Here is an 18,715-nt window from a genome sequence, read left to right as displayed (position 1 = left end):
ACACCGCGGGCCGCGCCCGTGTTCTGCTGCCGGTGGACCAGCCCCGGCCGCAGCGGGCGGGGCGTCCTCCGGGCGAGAGGAGACCGCGATGGCGGACAAGACCTACGAGGTCACCAAGGACGAGTCGCAGTGGCGGGTCGAGCTGGACCCCGCCGAGTTCCAGGTGCTGCGCCTGGCCGGGACGGAGCGCCCGTGGACCGGTGAGCTGCTCGACGAGCACCGCGAGGGCGTGTACCGCTGTCGCGCGTGCGGCAACGAGCTGTTCCGGTCGGAGACCAAGTTCGACTCCCACTGCGGGTGGCCGAGCTTCTTCTCCCCGCTGGCGGGCGACAAGGTCGAGCTGATCGAGGACCGCAGCCTGGGGATGGTCCGCACCGAGGTGCGCTGCGCGAAGTGCGGGTCGCACCTGGGGCACGTCTTCGACGACGCGCCGCAGACCCCGACGGGTGACCGGTACTGCATGAACTCCGTGAGCCTGACCTTCGACCCGAAGTAGGCTGCCCCCCGTGTGGGGGAGGGGAGCGCCGATGCTTCAGGGAAAGCGGTCCGATGCCGATATCCCGGACGTGGAGCAGGCCCTGATCGTCCGCCGGTGGCGCCGTTACGGCGCCGACCGGTTGTACGTCACGGCCGAGACCGGCGCGCCCCTCGGCAGCGTCGACCTCGCCACCGGCCAGGTGGCCGTCGAGGCCGACGCCGCCGCCCTGGAGGGCGACGGGCTGGAGCAGGCCGTGCGCGGCGCCGCGCAGGCCTACCTGCGGGCGGACGTCCCCGAGCTCGTCGTCCCCGCGGCCGAGGTCGTCCCCGACGCGCCGCAGCCCGAGCCCGAGCCGCGTCCCCGGGGCCGGCGCGCCCGCCGGGACGCGGCACCCGAGCAGCCGCCCGCCCCGGAGGACGCCGGCGCCCCGGCCCCCCGCGGCCGGCACCGGGCGGACGACCTGGTGAGCCCGCGCGCGGACGCCGAGCCGCGCGGCCTGCGGGAGTCGCTGTGCGACCGGCTGGACCGCCTGGTGCTCGACGGGTGGCACGTCCTGCACGACGTGCCCGTCGGTCGGCAGGGCTCGGTCGTCGCGCACCTGCTGATCGGTCCACCGGGGGCGTTCGCCGTCGCCGAGCGGCCCGCCGCCGCGTCGGGACCTGAGCGGCTGGTGCTCGACTCGCGGCACCTGTCCGCGGACGGCCGGGGCGTGGCGGACCTGCGCGACGTGCGGCTCACCGCCGCCCGGGCCGGGTCCCTGCTGCGCGCGGCCGTCGGCTCGCCGGTCGCGGTGCGCGGCGTCCTCGTGGTGCACGGGACGGTCGAGGTGCTGGCACCGTCACCCTACGACGCGCTGGTGCTCCCCGACGGGGACGTGCCGGACGTGTTCGCGTCGATGCCGGCGCGCTGGTCGCCCGGGCGGGTCGACGCGGTCGCGGCGATCGCCCGGCGGCGCAGCACCTGGGCGCTGAGCCGCGCGGTCTGACGGCCCGCGGCCCGCGGCGCCCCGGTGGTCAGGACCCGGGGGTCAGCCGCGGCGGCAGCGACCCCAGCGACGCGTTGAGCCGGTGCAGCTGGTCGGCCAGCACGCCGCGGTCGTCGTCCGTCCAGGTGCCCAGCGCCGCTGACAGGTAGGCCCGGCGCGCCTGGCGCGCGGCGTCCACCCGGCGCGCGCCCTCCGCGGTGACCCGGATGAGCTGACCCCGCGAGTCGTCCGGGTCGGGGCGGCGCTCGATCAGCCCGAGCTGCTCCAGGCGGCCGAGCTGGCGCGACATCGTGCCGCGGCCGACGCCGATGTGCTCGGCGAGCTCGCTGGCCCGCACGTCGGGTTCGCGCTCGATGCGCACGAGCAGCGGGTAGGCCGACGGCTCCAGGTCCGGGTGCACCTCGCGGGCGAGGCGCTCCGCCGAGGCGCGCGCACGGCGCAGCAGCAGCCCGAGCTCGGACTCGATGCGCGCGACGGGGTCGGTCGGGGTGTCCACCGCCCCATTGTGGACGACGCGAGGCGCCCGGCCGTCGGTGACGGCCGGGCGCCTCGCGTCGTGTCGCGGGCGGAACCGCGTCGGACCGGGCGGCCCGCCGGTGGGAGAGCCGGCGGGCCCGCCGGCCGTCAGGCCCGGTGCGCCGGGGCGGCCTGCTCCGCGTCGGCCTGCTGGCCGACCGCCTGCTGCGCGCCCGGGGTGCCCGCCTCGGCCACGACGGCCTCGGCGGTCTGCTCCTGGTCGAGCAGCTGCTCCACGCCGGAGCGGCTGCCCAGCGGCACCTCCTTGAGGAACAGCACCGCGACGAGCGCGACCACGCCGAGCGGGACCGCGATGAGGAACAGGTCCGCGATGCCGTGGCCGTAGGACGACTCGATGATCGTCTTGAACGGCTCCGACAGGGCCGAGACGTCCGGCACCGAGGAGGTGCCGCCGCCGAGGGCGGCCGGGTCGACGCCGGCGGACACCATGCCGTCGGTGACGTAGCTGGTGATCCGGTTGCCGAGCACGGCGCCGAGGGCCGAGACGCCGATCGCCCCGCCGAGCGTCCGGAAGAACGCCACGGTCGCGGTGCCGGAGCCCGTCTCGGAGACGTCCAGGGTGTTCTGCACCGCGAGGACCAGGTTCTGCATCAGCATGCCGACGCCGGCGCCCATGATGAACATGAACAGGCCGACCAGGACGAAGCTGGTGTCGTACCGGATGGTGCCCATGAGGGCCAGGCCGCCGGTCAGCAGGACCGCGCCGGCGATCATGAAGCCCTTGTAGCGGCCGTACTTGGTGATGAGCCGCCCGGAGATCGTCGACGAGATGAACAGGCCGAGGATCATCGGGATGGTCAGCAGGCCGGACTGCGTCGGGGTCTTGCCGCGCGCGACCTGCATGTACTGGCTGAGGAACACCGAGGTGCCGAACATCGCGACGCCGACCGCGACGGACGCGATCACGGAGAACACCAGGGTGCGGTTCTTGAACAGGTGCATCGGGATGATCGGGTCCGCGACCTTGTTCTCGACGAGCACGGCGATCGCCAGGACCACGAGGGCGCCGAGCACCATCACGGCGGTCTGCCAGGAGATCCAGTCGAACTTGTCGCCGGCGAAGGTGACCCACAGCAGCAGCGACGCGATGCCCACGGAGATGAGCGCGGCGCCCCAGTAGTCGATGTTCACGACCTTGCGGGCCAGCTGCGGCAGGTGCAGCGTGCGCTGCAGCACGATGATCGCGGCGACCGCGAACGGCAGGCCGACGAAGAAGTTCCAGTGCCAGGACAGGCTGTCGGTGATGACGCCGCCGAGGAGCGGGCCGCCGACCATGCCGATGCCCATGATGCCGCCCATGAGGCCCATGTACCGGCCGCGCTCGCGGGGGCTCAGGATGTCGGCCAGCAGGACGGTCGCCAGCGCGGTCAGGCCGCCGGCGCCGATGCCCTGGATCGCGCGCATGCCGATGAGGAAGCCGACGCTCTGCGAGAAGCCGGCCGCCGCGGAGGACAGCACGGAGATGATCAGCGCGATCTGGATGAGGAGCTTGCGGTTCACCAGGTCGGCGAGCTTGCCCCAGATCGGCGTGGTGATCGTGGTGGTCAGCAGGGTCGCGGTGACGACCCAGGTGTAGGACGACTGCGACCCGTTCAGGTCGCTGACGATCTTGGGCAGGGAGCTCGACACGACGCTCGTGGCCAGGATGGACACGAACATGCCGAGCAGGATGCCGGAGAGGGCCTCCATCACCTGCCGGTGGCTCATCGCGGGCGCGGGCCCGCTGTCGACGGTCGGGCTCTCGGCCCGGGTGGTGCTGCTCATGGGTGTGGTCTCTGCTTTCGCCCTGGGATGCGGTGCCCGGCGCCGTCGGCGGACGTGGTGGTGTGGTGCGGCGCGGCCGGTCCGGTCGCGTGCTGCGGGGGCCGGTGCGCGCGGCTGCGCACCGACCCGGGTGGGTCAGGTGGCCGTGGCGGCGAGCACCGGCGCGCGGGGGGCGTCGGTCGGGGTGCACGCCGGGGCGGCCGTGGCGCGCGCGCCGAACTCGGCCATCGTGTCCGCGATCCGCTCGAGGACCGCGGACGCCTCGGCCAGCTCCGCGGGCGTCCAGGCGCTGAACGCCTCGGCGGCCCGGGCGTCCATCGCGACCTTGGTGTCGGCCGTGAACGCCCGGCCGCGCTCGGTGAGCCGGACCGTGCGGACGCGGCGGTCGGTGCCCGGCGCGTCCGGCGTGCTGCGCTCGGCGTAACCGGAGTCGACCAGCTGGCTGGCCTGCCGGCTCGCCACCGAGATGTCGACGTGCAGGTGCTGCGCGACGTCGCCGATGCCCAGCTCGCCGGCCTTGTCCAGCAGCCAGAGCAGGCTGAGGGCGGCGCGCGGGAAGTCGAGGTCGCGCGCGAGCTCGGTGCCGACCTCGCGCTGCACGCGCTGGAGACGCGCGATGGCGTCGATGAGCACGCGGTAGGCGGGGGTGCTGGGCACGGCGGGGACCTCTTTCATTGGTTGCAGCAGGCAAACTATCACAACGGTTGCGCTGGGCAACTTGTTCCCGGCGTGCTGTGAGGGTGATCACCGCGCCGGGGTCGACTGGAAGGTCTGGCCCGACACGCCCGGTACGTGTCCGGCCAGACCTTCGACTCGAGGGGGTGGGGCCGGGGTCAGCGGCCCGCGGCGTAGCCCTGCATGCCGCGCGGGTTGGCGCCCGCGTGCAGCAGTCCGTCCGGCCGCACGCCCGCGGCGCTGACCCGGCCGAGGCTCCACGGCCCCGCGTCCCGCACGACGTGCCCGCGCCGGCCCAGCTCGGCCAGCACGTCCGCCCCGAGCCGCGACTCGGCCTCGACGCCCCGCCGGGTGCTGGTGCGCGGGTGGAACGACGACGGCACGTGCGTGGAGTGCCACCCCGGCGCGTCGATCGCGGCCTGCAGGTCGAGCCCGCCGACCAGGTGGTGCAGCAGGAACGGGATCGTCCACTGGTCCTGCTGGTCGCCGCCGGGCGTGCCGAACGCGAACCCGCCGCCGTCGCGGAGCACCAGGCCCGGGCTCAGCGTCGTCCGCGGGCGGCGACCCGGTGCGAGCGACGACGGCAGGCCGGGCTCGAGCCAGAACATCTGCGCGCGGGTCGGCAGGCCGAACCCGAGGCCGGGGACGACGGGCGAGCTCTGCAGCCAGCCGCCCGACGGGGTGGCCGACACCATGTTCCCCCAGCGGTCGACGACGTCGACGTGGCAGGTGTCGCCCCGGGTCTCCCCGGACGGGCGGACGTCGAGCGCGGGCCCGTCGACGACGGCCGCGCCCGTCGGCTCCGGCCCGCGCGTCGGTTCGCCCGTGCCCAGTGCCGGCCCGGCCGCGGCGTCCTCGTACCGCCCTGGCCACACCGGCATCCCGTCCGCCCCGGACGCCGGCTCCCCGAACAGCCGTGCCAGCCGCGGCACGCGGCCGTCCGGCGCCCCCGGCCGCACCCCGTCCGACGCGGTCGGCCCCACCAGCCGCGCGCGGTCCGCCGCGTACGACCGGGACAGCAGCGCGTCGAGGGGCACGTCGCCGTCGGCCGGGTCGCCGTACCAGGCCTCGCGGTCCGCGAACGCCAGGTCGGTCACCTCGAGCGCGGTGTGCACGAGCTCGGCGGAGCCGAGGTCCGCGTCCGCGACGCCGAGCTCCTCCAGCATCCGCAGCTGCTGCAGCAGCACGGGCCCCTGGCCCCACGCCGCGGTCTTGTGCACCTGCACGCCGGCGAAGTCGACGGCGACGGTCGGCTCCTCGGTGGCCCGCCAGGCCGCGAGGTCGTCGCCCGTGAGCAGGCCCGCGTGCGCCGAGCCGGACGAGTCGAGGACGGGCTCGCGCACGAACGCGGCCATCGCCTCCGCGACGAAGCCCTCGTAGAACGCCCGGCGCGCCGCCTCGATCTGCGCCAGCCGGTCGGCCCCGGCGGCGTGCGCCTCGGCCAGCACCCGCTCGTAGGTGTCGGCCAGCGCCGGGTTCCGGAACCGGGCGCCGGCCGCCGGGATGTCGTCGCCGGGCAGGTACACCTCGGCGGACGTCGGCCAGTGCTCGGCGAACAGCCGCTCGACGGTCCGGATCGTCCGCACGGCGGCGGGCACGAGCGGGTAGCCGTCGCGGGCGTAGCCGATCGCGGGGGACAGCACGTCGGCGAGCGGCAGGGTGCCGTACCGCGCGAGCAGGTCGAGCCACGCGCCGAACGCGCCGGGCACGACCGCCGCGAGGTGCCCGGTGCCCGGGACGACGTCGAGCCCCTGGTCGGTGTACGCCTCGATCGTCGCCGCCGCCGGCGCGGTGCCCTGGCCGCAGACGACGAACGTGTGCCCGTCCGCGGCCCGGTGCCCGATGATCGGGGCGTCCCCGCCCGGGCCGTTCAGGTGCGGCTCGACCACCTGCAGCGTGAACCCGGCCGCCGCGGCCGCGTCGAACGCGTTCCCGCCCCGCTCGAGGACGGCCTGCCCGACGGCGCTGGCGAGCCAGTGCGTCGAGGCGACCATGCCGTGCGTGCCGACGAGCTCGGGGCGGGTGGTGAACACGGGCGGCTCCAGGTGGTGCGGGCGGGCGGGGCATCGTCACGGTACGTCGACCCCCCGCCGACGCGCCGCCGGGCCCCGTCCGCCCGCACCGGCTCTCAGCGGGCGTACCGCCGCATGGTGAGCGGCCCGAACACGGCGACGAGCGCGAGGGCCCACACCAGCGTGACGACCACGTGGTCCCCGACGGGCGTGCCGTTCATCAGCCCGCGCACCCCGGTCACCAGGTCCGAGATCGGGTTCACCTCGACGAACGCCTGCAGCCAGCCCGGCATCGTCGACGGGTCGACGAAGATGTTCGACCCGAACGTGAGCGGCGTGATGACCATCATCGACACGCCCATGACCGCGTTCGGCGTCCGCAGCACCAGGGCGAGGAACGTCCAGATCCAGCCGAACGCGAACGCGAACAGCAGCAGCAGCGCGACCCCCGCCAGCACGCCGAGCGCGCCGCCCTCCGGGCGGAACCCGATCAGCAGGCCCAGCGCCACGATCACGACCGAGGCGATCGTGAACCGGACCGCGTCGCCGAGCAGCATCCCGACGAGGGCCGACGGCCGCCAGATCGGCAGCGACCGGAACCGGTCGAACACGCCCTTCTGGATGTCGGTGTTGAGCGTGACGCCCGTGTACATCGTGATCATGATGACGCCCTGGACCAGGATCCCGGGCAGCAGGAACTGGATGTAGTCGTCCACGCTGCCCGCGATCGCGCCGCCGAACAGGTACGTGAAGAGCAGCGTGATCATCACCGGGAACACGGTGACGTCGAACAGCTGCTCGGGGACGTGCTTGATCTTGAGCAGCGCGCGCCAGCCGAACGTCAGCGAGGTCGTGAGGCCGGACGGCCGGGTGGGCCGGGTCCCGGAGGCGAGCACGCCCCTCACGGCCGCGGTGGCCACCTCGTCGGTGGTCGTGGTGGTGGTCCCGGCCGTCGCGGTCCGGGTGTCGTCGACGCTCATGCCGCCCCCCTCGCGGCGGCGTCGCGTTCGGCGGCCGCCTCGTCGTCGGTGCCCGCGGACTCGGCCGGGTGGCCGGTCAGGGCGAGGAACACCTCGTCCAGCGACGGCTGGCCGAGCGAGAACTGCGCCACCGGCACGTCGGTGGCCTCGAGGGCCGCGATGCCGCGCATGGCCGGCGCCGAGGAGTCGACGCTCGCGGTCAGCGCGGCGGGGTCGGCGTCCTCCGTGACGGCCGTGCCGAGGGCCCGCTCCAGCACCGCCCGCGCGCGGGGCCGGTCGTCGGGGTTGAGCAGCCGGACGTGGAGCGCGCTCGCGCCCACGGAGGCCTTGAGCTGGCCCGGCGTGCCCTCGGCGATCACCTTCCCGGCGTCGATCACCGAGATCCGGTCCGCGAGCTGGTCCGCCTCGTCCAGGTACTGGGTCGTCAGCAGCACGGTCGTGCCGGACGCGACCATCGCCCGGACGATGTCCCACACCTGGTTCCGGCTGCGCGGGTCCAGCCCGGTCGTCGGCTCGTCCAGGAAGATCAGCTCGGGGGTCACCACGATGCTGGCGGCGATGTCGATCCGCCGCCGCATCCCGCCGGAGAACTTCTTCACCTGCCGGTCGGCCGCCTCGGACAGCCCGAAGGCGTCGAGCAGCTCGTCGGCCCGGGCTCGGGCGGCGGTGCGGGAGAAGCCGTACAGGCGGGACACCAGCACGAGGTTCTCCCGGCCGGTCAGGTCCTCGTCGACCGACGCGAACTGCCCGGTGAGCGCGACGCGGCTGCGCACCTCGTCGGCGTCGCGCACCACGTCGCGCCCGAGCACGCGGGCGCTGCCGGCGTCGGGGCGCAGCAGGGTGGCGAGCATCCGGATGGTGGTGGTCTTCCCGGCGCCGTTCGGGCCGAGGAACCCGTGCACGCCGCCGGCGGCGACCTGCAGGTCGATGCCGTCGACGGCGCGGGTGTCCTTGAACAGCTTGACCAGGCCCGCGGTCTCGATCGCGGTCGTCATGAGGCGGTGCCTTCCGTCGGGGACCCGCCGGCGCGGCGGCGCGCGGGTCGGGGCGGGGTGCGGTGCGGCGGTGCGGCTGCTCGGCCGGCGGCGGCACGAGGACGAGGACCCGACGACGGGTGCCTTCTATTCCTAGTAGGAACAACGCGACCAGCGTAGGTTGGCAGGCGTGGTGGAGGCAACGGTTTCCCCGGACGGATCCGGCGACGCGGGGGACGCGGGCACGACGCCCGCGCCGACCCCGACCGGCTACGCGCTGCTCGGTCTGCTGATGTTCGCCGGCCGGACCGACACGACCGTCACCGCGTACGAGCTCAAGCAGCGCGCCGACCGGACCCTGCGCTACTACTGGGTCGCCCCGGCAATGAGCCAGGTGTACTCCGAGGTGGCGCGGCTGGAGGCGGCCGGACTCGTGCGTGCGGTGCCCGACCCCGCGGGACCGCCGGGGCGCCGCACCACCCGGTACGCGATCACGGACGCGGGGGACCGGACGCTGCGGTCGTGGCTCGCGGAGACGCCGGCGGACTTCCCCGTGCTCAAGCACCCGGTCGCGCTCAGGCTGCTCATGGGGCACCTGGTCGACCCGGCGGCCGTGCGCGACATGCTCGACGACTACGTCGCGGCGCTCGCGGAGCGGCGCCGGGACCTGTCGGGGGTCCGGGACATGCTCGCGGACCGCGCGGAGGTGCGGTACCCGGCGATGGTCGCCGACTGGGGCCTGGCGTACTACGACGCCGAGGAGCGCATCGTGACCGAGCTGCGGGAGCGGGTCGTGCGGGACCTCGCCGCGGGCGCGGACGCCGGCCCGGGGGACGACGCCGGGCCGGGCACCGGCCCCGCCTGACGAAGCGGCGGCGCCGGGGCCGGCGGGCGGCCGTGTCGGAGGTCGTCGGTACCGTGGCGGACGCAGCACCACGGTCGAGCACGGCGGCGGGGGGAAGCGATGAAGTTCGGCATCGTCGGGACGTTCGGCACGGTCGACCAGCTGGTCGGGCTGGCGGCCGAGGCGGAGGACGCCGGCTGGGACGGGTACTTCACCTGGGACGGGGTCGACATCGGTGTCGACGGCGACGTGTGGGACCCGTGGGCGCTGCTCGCGGCCGCCGCCGTCCGCACGGAGCGGATCACGCTGGGCGCGCTGGTGTTCGCGCTGCCGCGGCGCCGGCCGTGGGTCGTCGCCCGGCAGGCGCTGACCGTCGACCACCTCTCGGGCGGCCGGCTGGTCATCCCCGCCGGCCTGGGCGTGCCGGTCGACCGCGCGTTCGCGGGCGTCGAGGGCGAGCTCACGAGCACACGCGAGCGCGCCGAGCTGCTCGACGACCACCTCGCGATCCTCGACCTCGCGTTCGGCGGGGAGACGTTCTCCTACCGGGGCGCGCACCACCGCGTCACCGACATGCGGTTCCTGCCGCGGCCGGTGCAGCGCCCGCGCGTGCCGATCTGGGTGGTCGGCGCCTACCCCAGCGAGCGGTCCATGGGGCGGGCGGTGCGGTACGACGGCCTGGTCCCGCAGCTGCGCGGCGACCGCGCGATGGACGAGCTCGGCCCTGCGGAGGTCGCGGAGATCGCCGCGTGGGTGCGCGAGCACCGTGCCCCCGACGCCGGCCCCTACGAGATCGTCCTCCAGGGCGTCCTGCCCGAGGACCCGGCCGAGGCGCGGGACCGGGTCGCGGCGCTCGCCGAGGCGGGCGCGACGTGGTTCGTCGAGTCGCGCTGGGAGGGGCCCGGCTCGACGTACGAGGCGCTCGCGGAGCGCGTGCGCCAGGGCGTCCCGCGGGGCTGACCCGGCGGCGGGCGGCGGCGCGACCTCGGGGTCCGTCGACGCCGGACCGCGCGGACGCACCCCACCGCGGCCCCGCGCGAGCCCGACGACGCGTCACCGCCGCGCCGGCACGCCCTCCGCGGCCCGCGCCGCCGTCTCGGCCACCCGTGCCGCCCGCGTCTCGGGGCGGCGGGCGTCGACCAACCACCGCAGCACGACCTTCCGGGCGCTCGGCGCGAAGGCGTCCCAGTGCGCCCGCGCCCCCGGCAGCGCGTCGAGCGCCGCCGCGAGGTCCGGCGGCACCACCAGGTCCTCGACGTCGTCGAGCAGCGTCCACGACCCGTCCGCGCGCGCGGCGGCGACCACGGCGGCGCCGGCCGGCCCCATCCGCCCCGCGGCCTCCAGCCGCGCCACCCGCTCCTTGCTCAGCCGGGACCAGCCGCTCCCGCGCCGCCGGGGCGCGAACCACTGCCGGGTGCTGTCCGGGTCCGGCGCCCAGGCCTGGCCGTCGATCCAGCCGACCGCCAGCGCCTCGGCGACCATCTCCTCGTAGCCGAACGTCGGCCGCCCGGAGCCGGGCTTCCACCGCACCAGCCACACGCCGTCCGAGGTGGCGTGGTGCTCCGCGAGCCAGGCGCGCCAGTCCTCGACGGACTCGGCGTGGAACCGTGGCCGGTCGGCGAGCGACGCCATCGTCCCGGACCCTGCGTCCGCGCGCGCCGGGGTCAGTGCCCGCCGGCGGGGGCGGGCAGGTCGTCCGCGGGGTCCGGCGCCTCGCCCTTGCCGACCCGCGAGTGCCGGTACGAGTACACGGCGTAGATCGCGAGGCCGACCGCGAGCCAGACCGCGAACCGGACCCAGGTGAGCACCGTCAGGTTGGTCATCAGCCACAGGCAGGCGACGCCGGCCAGGATCGGCAGCACCGGCGACCACGGCACCCGGAACCCGCGCTTCAGGTCGGGGCGCGTGCGACGCAGGATCGGGATGCCGAAGCTCACCAGCACGAACGCCGACAGTGTGCCGATGTTGATCATCTCCTCGAGGCGCTCGACCTCGGACAGGCCGGCGATGAGGGCGACGATGATGCCGACGCCGACCTGCAGCCGGACCGGGGTCTTGTACGTGTGCGAGGTGCGGGAGATGCCGCGGGGGAGCAGGCCGTCGCGGCTCATCGCGAACACGATCCGGGTGAGGCCGAGCAGCAGCACCATGATCACGGACGTCAACCCGATGAGGATGCCGATCGAGATCACCTTGCCCGCCCAGTCGGCCCCGACCAGGACGAACGCGGTCGTCAGCGACGGCGAGTCGGATGCGGCGAGCTCGGTGTACGACACCATGCCGGTGACGACCACGGTGACCAGGATGTAGAGCACCGTGACGATCGCCAGGCCGCCGAGGACGCCGCGGGGCACCGCCCGCTGCGGGTTCTTGGTCTCCTCGGCGGTGGTCGCCACGACGTCGAAGCCGATGAACGCGAAGAACACCAGCGCCGCGCCGGACAGGATGCCCATGACGCCGTACTGCGACGGGTCGAAGCCGGACAGGAAGCCGAACAGCGGCTGCTCCAGGCCGGACGCCGACTCCGCGGGCTGCGACGGCGGGATGAACGGCGAGTAGTTCTCGGCGCGCACGTAGAAGAACCCGGCGACGATGACGAACAGCGTGATCGCGACCTTGATGATCGTGAAGATGCTGTTCACGCGGGTGCTGAGCTTGGTGCCGACGGCCAGCAGCGCGGTGAACACCGCGACGACCAGCACGGGACCCCAGTCGAGGTCGACGGGCCCGAGCTCGAGCGTCGTCGGCACGTCGATGCCGAACAGGCCGAACGCGTCCGACAGGTACACGCCCCAGAACTTCGCGATCACGGCGGCGGCCAGCAGCATCTCGAGGATGAGGTCCCAGCCGATGATCCAGGCGACGAGCTCGCCCGCCGTGGCGTACGAGAACGTGTACGCCGACCCGGCGACGGGCAGCGTCGACGCGAACTCGGCGTAGCACATGATCGCCAGCGCGCAGACGACCGAGGCGATGAGGAACGAGATGATCACGCCGGGGCCGGCGTAGTTCGCGGCGGCGGTCGCGCCGACCGAGAAGATGCCCGCGCCGACGGCGACGGCGACGCCCAGGACGGCGAGGTCCCAGGCGGTGAGCGAGCGCTTGAGGGACCGGTCCGGGTCCTCGACCGACGCCAGCGAGTCCTCCACGGACTTCCGGCGCAGCACGCTGCGGTTGCTGATGGCCACGGGGACTCCCTCGGACGACGGCACGACGACGCGCGAGCATGCCGAAGCCTGTGCCTCCTCGCACGGCGGGGTCCGGTGGGTGAGACCGGATCAGTCGACCCGTCAGATCCCGCCCGGGAAGCCTAGTTGCCGCCACGCCTCGTAGACAGCCGTGGATGCGGCGTTCGTGAGGTTGAGGGACCGGCGGCCGGGCTGCATCGGGATGCGCAGCAGGTCGGTGACCGCCGGGTGCTCCAGGGCCTCGGGCGGCAGGCCGGTCGGCTCCGGGCCGAACATCAGCACGTCCCCGTCCCGGTACTCGACGTCGGTGTACCGGCGCTCGGTGTGCGTGGTGAACGCGAACACGCGCGCGGGGGCGAGCGCCGCCAGGCAGGCGTCCAGGTCGGGGTGCACGACGACGTGCGCGAGGTCGTGGTAGTCGAGGCCGGCGCGCTTCAGGCGCGGCTCGTCCATGACGAAGCCGAGCGGCTCGACCAGGTGCAGCGTCGCCCCGGTGGCGGCGGCCAGCCGGATGGCGTTGCCGGTGTTGCCGGGGATGCGGGGCTCGAAGAACACGACGTGCAGCACGCCGGTGATCCTCTCACCGGTCGGGCGGGGGTCCGGCGCCCGGGTCCCCGACCTGCGTGGACGTCGGCGACGGGGGCTAGCGTGGGGGTGGTGGGGCGAGCGCCCCGCACCCCGAGAGGACGACGATGCCGACGATCCCTGTCTACCGTGCCGCCGACGACCGGTACGACGCGATGACCTACCGCCGCACCGGGCGCAGCGGGCTCGACCTGCCCGCCCTGTCGCTGGGCCTGTGGCACAACTTCGGCGACGTGAACCCGCTGGAGACGCAGCGCGCGGTCCTCCGCCGGGCGTTCGACCTCGGGATCACGCACTTCGACCTGGCCAACAACTACGGTCCGCCGTACGGCTCCGCGGAGGAGAACTTCGGCCGGCACCTCGTGCAGGACCTCGGCCCGTACCGCGACGAGCTCGTCATCTCGTCCAAGGCCGGCTACGACATGTGGCCCGGCCCGTACGGCGACGGCGGCTCGCGCAAGTACCTGCTGTCCTCGCTCGACCAGTCGCTGCGCCGGCTCGGCCTGGACTACGTCGACGTCTTCTACTCGCACCGGCCGGACCCGTCGGTCCCGCTCGAGGAGACGATGAGCGCGCTGCACACCGCCGTGACCAGCGGCAAGGCGCTGTACGCGGGCATCTCGAACTACTCCCCGTCGGCCACCCGCGAGGCCGCGCGGATCCTCGCCGACCTCGGCACCCCGCTGCTCATCCACCAGCCGTCGTACTCGATGTTCAACCGGCACGTCGAGCAGGTCGCCGAGGGGGAGACCGAGTCGCTGCTCGACGCCGTCGGCGACCTCGGCATCGGGATGATCGTGTTCTCGCCGCTCGCGCAGGGGCTGCTCACCGGCCGGTACCTGTCGGGGGACGTGCCGGCGGACTCGCGCGCCGCGACCAGCCGGTTCCTGTCGGCCGAGCAGATCGGCGACACCTACCTGGAGCGGGCGCGGGCGCTGAACGCGATCGCCGAGGCGCGGGGGCAGTCGCTCGCGCAGCTCGCGCTGTCCTGGGTGCTGCGCGACCAGCGGGTCACGTCGGCGCTGATCGGGGCGTCGTCGGTGGCGCAGCTCGAGGACAACGTCGCCGCGCTCCGGGCCGAGCCGCTGACCGCCGAGGAGATCGCCGCCATCGAGCCGCACGCCGTCGACGGGACAGCGCGGCGGTGAGCGCACGACCGGTGCCGGTCGTGCTGCTGCACGGGCTGACCGACGCGTCGACGTGCTGGCCGACCGTCCTGCCGCGGTACGCGGGCGACGGCCGGGCGGTCGTCGCGCTGGACGCCCGCGGCCACGGCGGCACGCCCCTGCCGGACGAGCCGTTCACCGTCGCGGCGCTCGCGGCGCTCGCGGCCGACGCCGCCGAGGCCCTGCGGGCGCTCGACCTCGGGCCCGCGCTCGTCGTCGGGCACTCGATGGGCGGGGTCACCGCGGAGGAGCTGGCGCTGACCGCCCCCGAGCTCGTGGCGGGCCTGGTGCTCGAGGACCCGGCGTGGCGGACCGCGGAGGCCGAGGGCGTGGACGCGCCCGGAGCGGACGGGTCGGTGGTCGGCGTCGCCGATGCCGCGGGCGACGCCGCGGACAGGATCGCCGGGCCCGGTGGCGCACGCGCCGCGGGCGGCGTCCCGGACTGGCTCGCCCCGGCGATCGCCGCCGTGCAGGGGCGCACCGTCGAGCAGATCGCCGCTCAGGGCCGGATCGACAACCCGCGGTGGTCCGAGGAGGAGGTCCTCGGCTGGGCGGAGGCGAAGGCGCGCGTCGACCCGCGGCTCGCCGAGGTGCCGCACGACTGGCTCGGCCGGGACTGGGTCGAGGCGCTCGCGGGCGTGCGGGTGCCGGTCACGCTGCTGACCGCCGGGCCGGGGCTCGGCGTCGTCACCGAGCGCCAGGCGGCGCGGGCGGCGGAGCTGCTCGGCGACCGGTTGACCCACGTCGCGTTCCCGGAGGCGGGGCACAACATCCGCCGTGAGGCGCCGGACGGGTACCTGGCGGCCGTCGACGACGCGGTCGCGCGCGCCGACGCCGCCCGCTGACCCGCGCGGGGGTCGGGGCGCCGCGCCGCGCCGCGCGCGCCGGTGCTCCTGCCCGCCCTGCCCCGCGTCCTCGGGCTCGCGTCGAGAGAGGACCTCGCCGCCGAGGTAGGACCGTCCCCGGCCCTATCTCGGCGCGCCGGCCCCATCTCGGCGCGCAGGCCCTCTCTCGGAGCAGCGCTCGCGTGCCGCGCCGTGCCCGCGGTGCGTCGCGCCGTCAGCCCAGGACCGCGGCGATCACCAGGAGCGACGGCACCGCCAGGATCGTCGTCACCAGGCCGGCGTCCCGGGCGAGCGCCGTGCCCTGCCGGTACTGGATCGCGTACACCAGCACGTTCTGCGCCGTCGGGAGGGCCGACACCACCGCGACCGCCAGCAGCGCGTCGCCGCGCAGACCCAGCAGCGTCCCCAGCCCGATCGCGAGCGCCGGGTGCACGACGGTCCGCAGCACCGCGACCAGCGCGACGTCGCCACGGGGCGCCTGCTCGCCGCCGACCCGCGGGACCGCGAGCGACATCCCGAACGTCAGCAGCGCGAGCGGCGGTGCGGCCGCGCCCAGCAGCTCGAGCGGCTGGAAGACCGCCGCCGGCAGCGAGAACGGCAGCGCGGCCAGCGCGATGCCGGTGAGCGTGCCGATGATCACCGGGTTCCGCAGCGTGCGGCGGAGCACGGAGCGCAGCGTCCCCAGGGCCCCGGCGGGCGTGGTCCCGGCGACCACCCCGTCCCGGGCCCGGCGCCGGGCGTCGAGCACCACCATCGCGATCGGCCCGAGCACCAGCTGCTGGTACAGCGTCGGCGGGACGACCGACACGACGCTGCCGAGCAGGTAGGCGGTCAGCGGGATGCCGATGTTCCCGGCGTTGACGTAGGACGAGGCCAGCACGCCGACGACCACGTCCCCGGCCGACCGCCGTCGGATCAGCCCGAGCACCGCCGCCGCGACCAGCACGACGACGGTGGTGGTCGCGAAGGTGACCAGCGCCGACCGGGACAGCAGCAGCCCGAGGTCGGCGCGGCCGATGGTCTCGATCAGCAGCGCGGGGGTCGCGACGGTGAACGCGGTGGCGGCGAGCACCCGCTGGGCGTTCTCGCCGAGCACACCGGTGCGGCCCACGAACCAGCCCGCTGCGACGACGACGGCGATCGTGCCCAGCGCGGAGAGGACGGCCAGCATCAGGCGTCGGCGCCTCCGGCGGGCCCGCCCGTGGCCTGGTCGTCCTCGTCCGCGAACAGCCCGACGGACGCCGCGTCGCGCGCGACCTCCTCCGCCGTCGGGGGCTCGCGGCCCTCCAGCGTCGCGATGACGCCGGGCCCGTACCGCTCGAGCTTCGCCGCCCCGACGCCGCCGATGCGGGACAGCGCGTCCAGGTCGGCGGGCCGGGCGGTGGCGATCTCCCGCAGCGTCGCGTCGTGGAACACCACGTACGCGGGGACGCCCTGCTCCTTGGCGGCGGCGGCCCGCCACGCGCGCAGCCGCTGGAACACGGCCGCCGCGTCGTCGCCGAGCTCGGCCGCCGCCTGCGCCGCCGCGGCCTGCCGCGCGCCCGAGCCGGAGCCCGACCCGGAGCCGGAGCGCGACCGCGTGCGGGTCGTCCGCGTCTCCTCCCGGAGCGGCACGGGCCGGTCGCCGCGCAGCACCTCGGCGCTGGCCGGCGTCAGCCGCAGCGTCCCGTAGCCGTCGCCGTCGACCGCGAGCAGACCCTGGGCGAGCAGCTGGCGCACGACGCCGCGCCACTGGGCGTCGGACAGGTCGGCCCCGAGGCCGAACGTCGACAGCTCGGTGTGACCCAGCTGCTCGATCCGGGAGGTGCGCTTGCCGAGCAGGATGTCGACGAGGTGGCCGGCGCCGTAGTGCTGGTTGCGCTCGCGCTCCAGCCGGACGACGGTCGACAGCAGCTTCTGGGCGGGGACGGTGCCGTCCCAGGTGGTCGGCGGGGATAGGCAGGTGTCGCAGTTGCCGCACGGCTCGGCGTCCTGGCCGAAGTAGGCGAGCAGCTGCACGCGCCGGCAGGTGACCGTCTCGCACAGCGCGAGCATCGCGTCCAGGTGCGCGGAGAGCCGGCGCCGGTGCTGGGCGTCGCCCTCCGACGTGTCGATCATCCGCCGCTGCTGCACCACGTCCTGCAGGCCGTAGGCGAGCCAGGCGGTCGACGGCAGCCCGTCGCGGCCGGCGCGACCGGTCTCCTGGTAGTAGCCCTCGACGGACTTGGGCAGGTCGAGGTGCGCGACGAACCGCACGTCGGGCTTGTCGATGCCCATGCCGAACGCGATGGTCGCGACCATGACCAGGCCGTCCTCGCGGAGGAACCGGGACTGGTTCCGGGCGCGCACCTGGCGGTCGAGGCCCGCGTGGTACGGCAGCGCGGGCACGCCCTGGGCCGACAGGAACTCGGCGGTCTGCTCGACCGAGTTCCGGGACAGGCAGTAGACGATGCCGGAGTCGCCGTCGTGCTCGGACCGGATCAGGTCGAGCAGCTGCTGGCGCGGGCTGGCCTTCGGCACGATGCGGTACTGGATGTTCGGCCGGTCGAACGACGCGACGAACTGCCGGGCGTCGGTGAGCTCGAGCCGCTCGGCGATCTCGGTGCGGGTCGCGGCGGTGGCGGTCGCGGTGAGCGCGAGGCGCGGGACGCCGGGCCAGCGCTCGTGCAGCACGGACAGGCCGAGGTAGTCGGGGCGGAAGTCGTGGCCCCACTGGGACACGCAGTGCGCCTCGTCGATCGCGAACAGGCTGATCGCGGCGCGGTCGAGCAGCGCCATCGTCTCGGGCACCCGCAGCCGCTCGGGCGCCAGGTAGAGCAGGTCGAGCTCCCCGTCGAGCAGGGCCCGCTCGACCTCGCGGCGCTGGCCGTGGTCCTGCGTGGAGTTGAGGAACCCGGCGCGCACGCCGAGCGCGGACAGCGCGTCGACCTGGTCCTGCATCAGCGCGATCAGCGGGGAGACGACGACCCCGGTGCCCGCCCGGACGAGCGCCGGCACCTGGTAGCAGAGCGACTTGCCGCCGCCGGTCGGCATCAGGACGAGGGCGTCGCCTCCGCCGACCACGGTGTCGATGATGTCCGCCTGCTCGCCGCGGAACGCGTCGTAGCCCCAGACCTGCTGCAGCACCTCGAGCGGGGCGCGGCCGGTGGTGGCGTCGTGCGCCGGACGCTCCACCGGGCGGGCCGCGGCGGGGTCGCCGTGCGCGGCGGCGGACCGGTCGTCGGGGCGCGGCGCCGCGCCCCCGGAGCGAGCCGGGGTCCCGGCGGGTGCGGACCCGCGCGCCGCGTACCCGGGGTCGTACGGGGGCTCCTCGGCCGGGTCGTACGGCGGCTCGTCCGGCAGCGGCCACTCGTCGTCCCATGCCTGCGTCACGCCGTCCACCCTATCGGCGAGGACCCGCCCACCACCGCCGTCGTCCACAGGCCCGAGGCTGCGCGGGGGCTCCGGGGGACGTCGGTCACGCGGGGTTGGCACGGCCGGGACCGGGGTCTAGGGTGCCTGCGGGGCCGACCGGCCCGACCCGCACGACGGCGAGGAGGTGGACGCGATGGACGACACCGCGAGTAGTCGGCATCCGTCGACGCCCGTCGTGCTGCGCGCGCAGGCCTGAGCCGCCCCGAGGGGCCGGCCGGACCCGCACGCGGAGGCCCGGCGCGGCGTCGGCGGAGCACCGGCGCTGCCGACCGCAGCGCCCGCCGCCGCC

17 protein-coding genes are annotated in these 18,715 nt (G+C 75.2%); 6 read left to right on the top strand and 11 right to left on the bottom strand.

Annotated elements, in window-relative coordinates; genetic code table 11:
- Positions 1 to 88: 88 nt before the first annotated feature.
- Positions 89 to 496 carry a peptide-methionine (R)-S-oxide reductase MsrB gene (gene msrB / locus FS882_RS00425; RefSeq protein WP_158369721.1) on the top strand — a complete coding sequence of 136 codons (408 nt, stop codon included), beginning with the start codon at positions 89 to 91 and terminating at the stop codon, positions 494 to 496.
- A gap of 31 nt (positions 497 to 527) precedes the next feature.
- Complete coding sequence (locus FS882_RS00420) at positions 528 to 1,463, top strand: NERD domain-containing protein (protein WP_262347964.1); 936 nt, start codon at positions 528 to 530, stop codon at positions 1,461 to 1,463.
- A 28-nt stretch (positions 1,464 to 1,491) separates the two neighbouring features.
- Here the strand turns inward: FS882_RS00420 and FS882_RS00415 are convergent, their stop codons facing one another.
- From FS882_RS00415 to FS882_RS00390, 6 genes are all read right to left on the bottom strand, one after another.
- On the bottom strand, positions 1,492 to 1,959 hold the full coding sequence (locus FS882_RS00415) for a MarR family winged helix-turn-helix transcriptional regulator (RefSeq protein ID WP_158369717.1): 468 nt from the start codon (positions 1,957 to 1,959) through the stop codon (positions 1,492 to 1,494).
- Positions 1,960 to 2,087: 128 nt separating this feature from the next.
- Positions 2,088 to 3,764, bottom strand: coding sequence for an MFS transporter (locus tag FS882_RS00410; RefSeq protein ID WP_158369715.1), 1,677 nt, complete (start codon positions 3,762 to 3,764; stop codon positions 2,088 to 2,090).
- A gap of 135 nt (positions 3,765 to 3,899) precedes the next feature.
- Entirely contained in the window at positions 3,900 to 4,421 is a 522-nt protein-coding gene (locus FS882_RS00405; RefSeq protein ID WP_158369713.1) for a MarR family winged helix-turn-helix transcriptional regulator, read from the bottom strand.
- Positions 4,422 to 4,597: 176 nt separating this feature from the next.
- Positions 4,598 to 6,433: a gamma-glutamyltransferase family protein gene (locus FS882_RS00400; RefSeq protein ID WP_222848096.1), complete on the bottom strand. Its 1,836-nt coding sequence runs from the start codon at positions 6,431 to 6,433 to the stop codon at positions 4,598 to 4,600.
- Positions 6,434 to 6,567: 134 nt separating this feature from the next.
- Positions 6,568 to 7,431 carry an ABC transporter permease gene (locus FS882_RS00395; RefSeq protein WP_158369709.1) on the bottom strand — a complete coding sequence of 288 codons (864 nt, stop codon included), beginning with the start codon at positions 7,429 to 7,431 and terminating at the stop codon, positions 6,568 to 6,570.
- Positions 7,428 to 8,426 (bottom strand): ATP-binding cassette domain-containing protein, encoded by a 999-nt coding sequence (locus FS882_RS00390; RefSeq protein WP_158369707.1) that lies wholly within the window; start codon positions 8,424 to 8,426, stop codon positions 7,428 to 7,430. Before FS882_RS00390 ends, FS882_RS00395 begins: the two co-directional genes overlap by 4 nt.
- Before the next feature lie 169 nt (positions 8,427 to 8,595).
- Here FS882_RS00390 and FS882_RS00385 point away from each other — a divergent pair, with 169 nt between their 5' ends.
- Both FS882_RS00385 and FS882_RS00380 read left to right on the top strand, forming a co-directional pair.
- Entirely contained in the window at positions 8,596 to 9,270 is a 675-nt protein-coding gene (locus FS882_RS00385) for a PadR family transcriptional regulator (protein WP_158369705.1), read from the top strand.
- Between the two features lie 99 nt (positions 9,271 to 9,369).
- Positions 9,370 to 10,209, top strand: a complete 840-nt coding sequence (locus tag FS882_RS00380) for an LLM class flavin-dependent oxidoreductase (RefSeq protein ID WP_158369703.1) — start codon at positions 9,370 to 9,372, stop codon at positions 10,207 to 10,209.
- 93 nt (positions 10,210 to 10,302) lie between these two features.
- Here the strand turns inward: FS882_RS00380 and FS882_RS00375 are convergent, their stop codons facing one another.
- The 3 genes from FS882_RS00375 to FS882_RS00365 form a co-directional block, all read right to left on the bottom strand.
- Positions 10,303 to 10,881: a YdeI/OmpD-associated family protein gene (locus tag FS882_RS00375; RefSeq protein ID WP_158369701.1), complete on the bottom strand. Its 579-nt coding sequence runs from the start codon at positions 10,879 to 10,881 to the stop codon at positions 10,303 to 10,305.
- Between the two features lie 32 nt (positions 10,882 to 10,913).
- Complete coding sequence (locus FS882_RS00370; RefSeq protein WP_262347963.1) at positions 10,914 to 12,437, bottom strand: APC family permease; 1,524 nt, start codon at positions 12,435 to 12,437, stop codon at positions 10,914 to 10,916.
- Positions 12,438 to 12,539: 102 nt separating this feature from the next.
- Complete coding sequence (locus FS882_RS00365) at positions 12,540 to 13,004, bottom strand: tRNA (cytidine(34)-2'-O)-methyltransferase (protein WP_158369699.1); 465 nt, start codon at positions 13,002 to 13,004, stop codon at positions 12,540 to 12,542.
- A gap of 125 nt (positions 13,005 to 13,129) precedes the next feature.
- Here FS882_RS00365 and mgrA point away from each other — a divergent pair, with 125 nt between their 5' ends.
- Positions 13,130 to 14,170, top strand: a complete 1,041-nt coding sequence (mgrA, locus tag FS882_RS00360) for an L-glyceraldehyde 3-phosphate reductase (RefSeq protein ID WP_158369697.1) — start codon at positions 13,130 to 13,132, stop codon at positions 14,168 to 14,170.
- Positions 14,167 to 15,033, top strand: coding sequence for an alpha/beta fold hydrolase (locus tag FS882_RS00355; protein WP_158369695.1), 867 nt, complete (start codon positions 14,167 to 14,169; stop codon positions 15,031 to 15,033). The genes mgrA and FS882_RS00355 overlap by 4 nt, the downstream gene beginning before the upstream one ends.
- A gap of 214 nt (positions 15,034 to 15,247) precedes the next feature.
- Here FS882_RS00355 and FS882_RS00350 read toward each other — a convergent pair whose 3' ends face one another.
- Entirely contained in the window at positions 15,248 to 16,204 is a 957-nt protein-coding gene (locus FS882_RS00350) for an AEC family transporter (protein WP_158369693.1), read from the bottom strand.
- Positions 16,204 to 18,384: a DNA helicase RecQ gene (gene recQ / locus FS882_RS00345; RefSeq protein WP_222848078.1), complete on the bottom strand. Its 2,181-nt coding sequence runs from the start codon at positions 18,382 to 18,384 to the stop codon at positions 16,204 to 16,206. The genes FS882_RS00350 and recQ overlap by 1 nt, the downstream gene beginning before the upstream one ends.
- Positions 18,385 to 18,715: the final 331 nt, after the last annotated feature.

Source organism: Cellulosimicrobium cellulans, from assembly GCF_007679345.1.
In the GTDB taxonomy this organism is placed as follows: Bacteria; Actinomycetota; Actinomycetes; order Actinomycetales; family Cellulomonadaceae; genus Cellulomonas; species Cellulomonas cellulans_A.
This window is presented reverse-complemented; position numbering and strand designations above follow the sequence as displayed.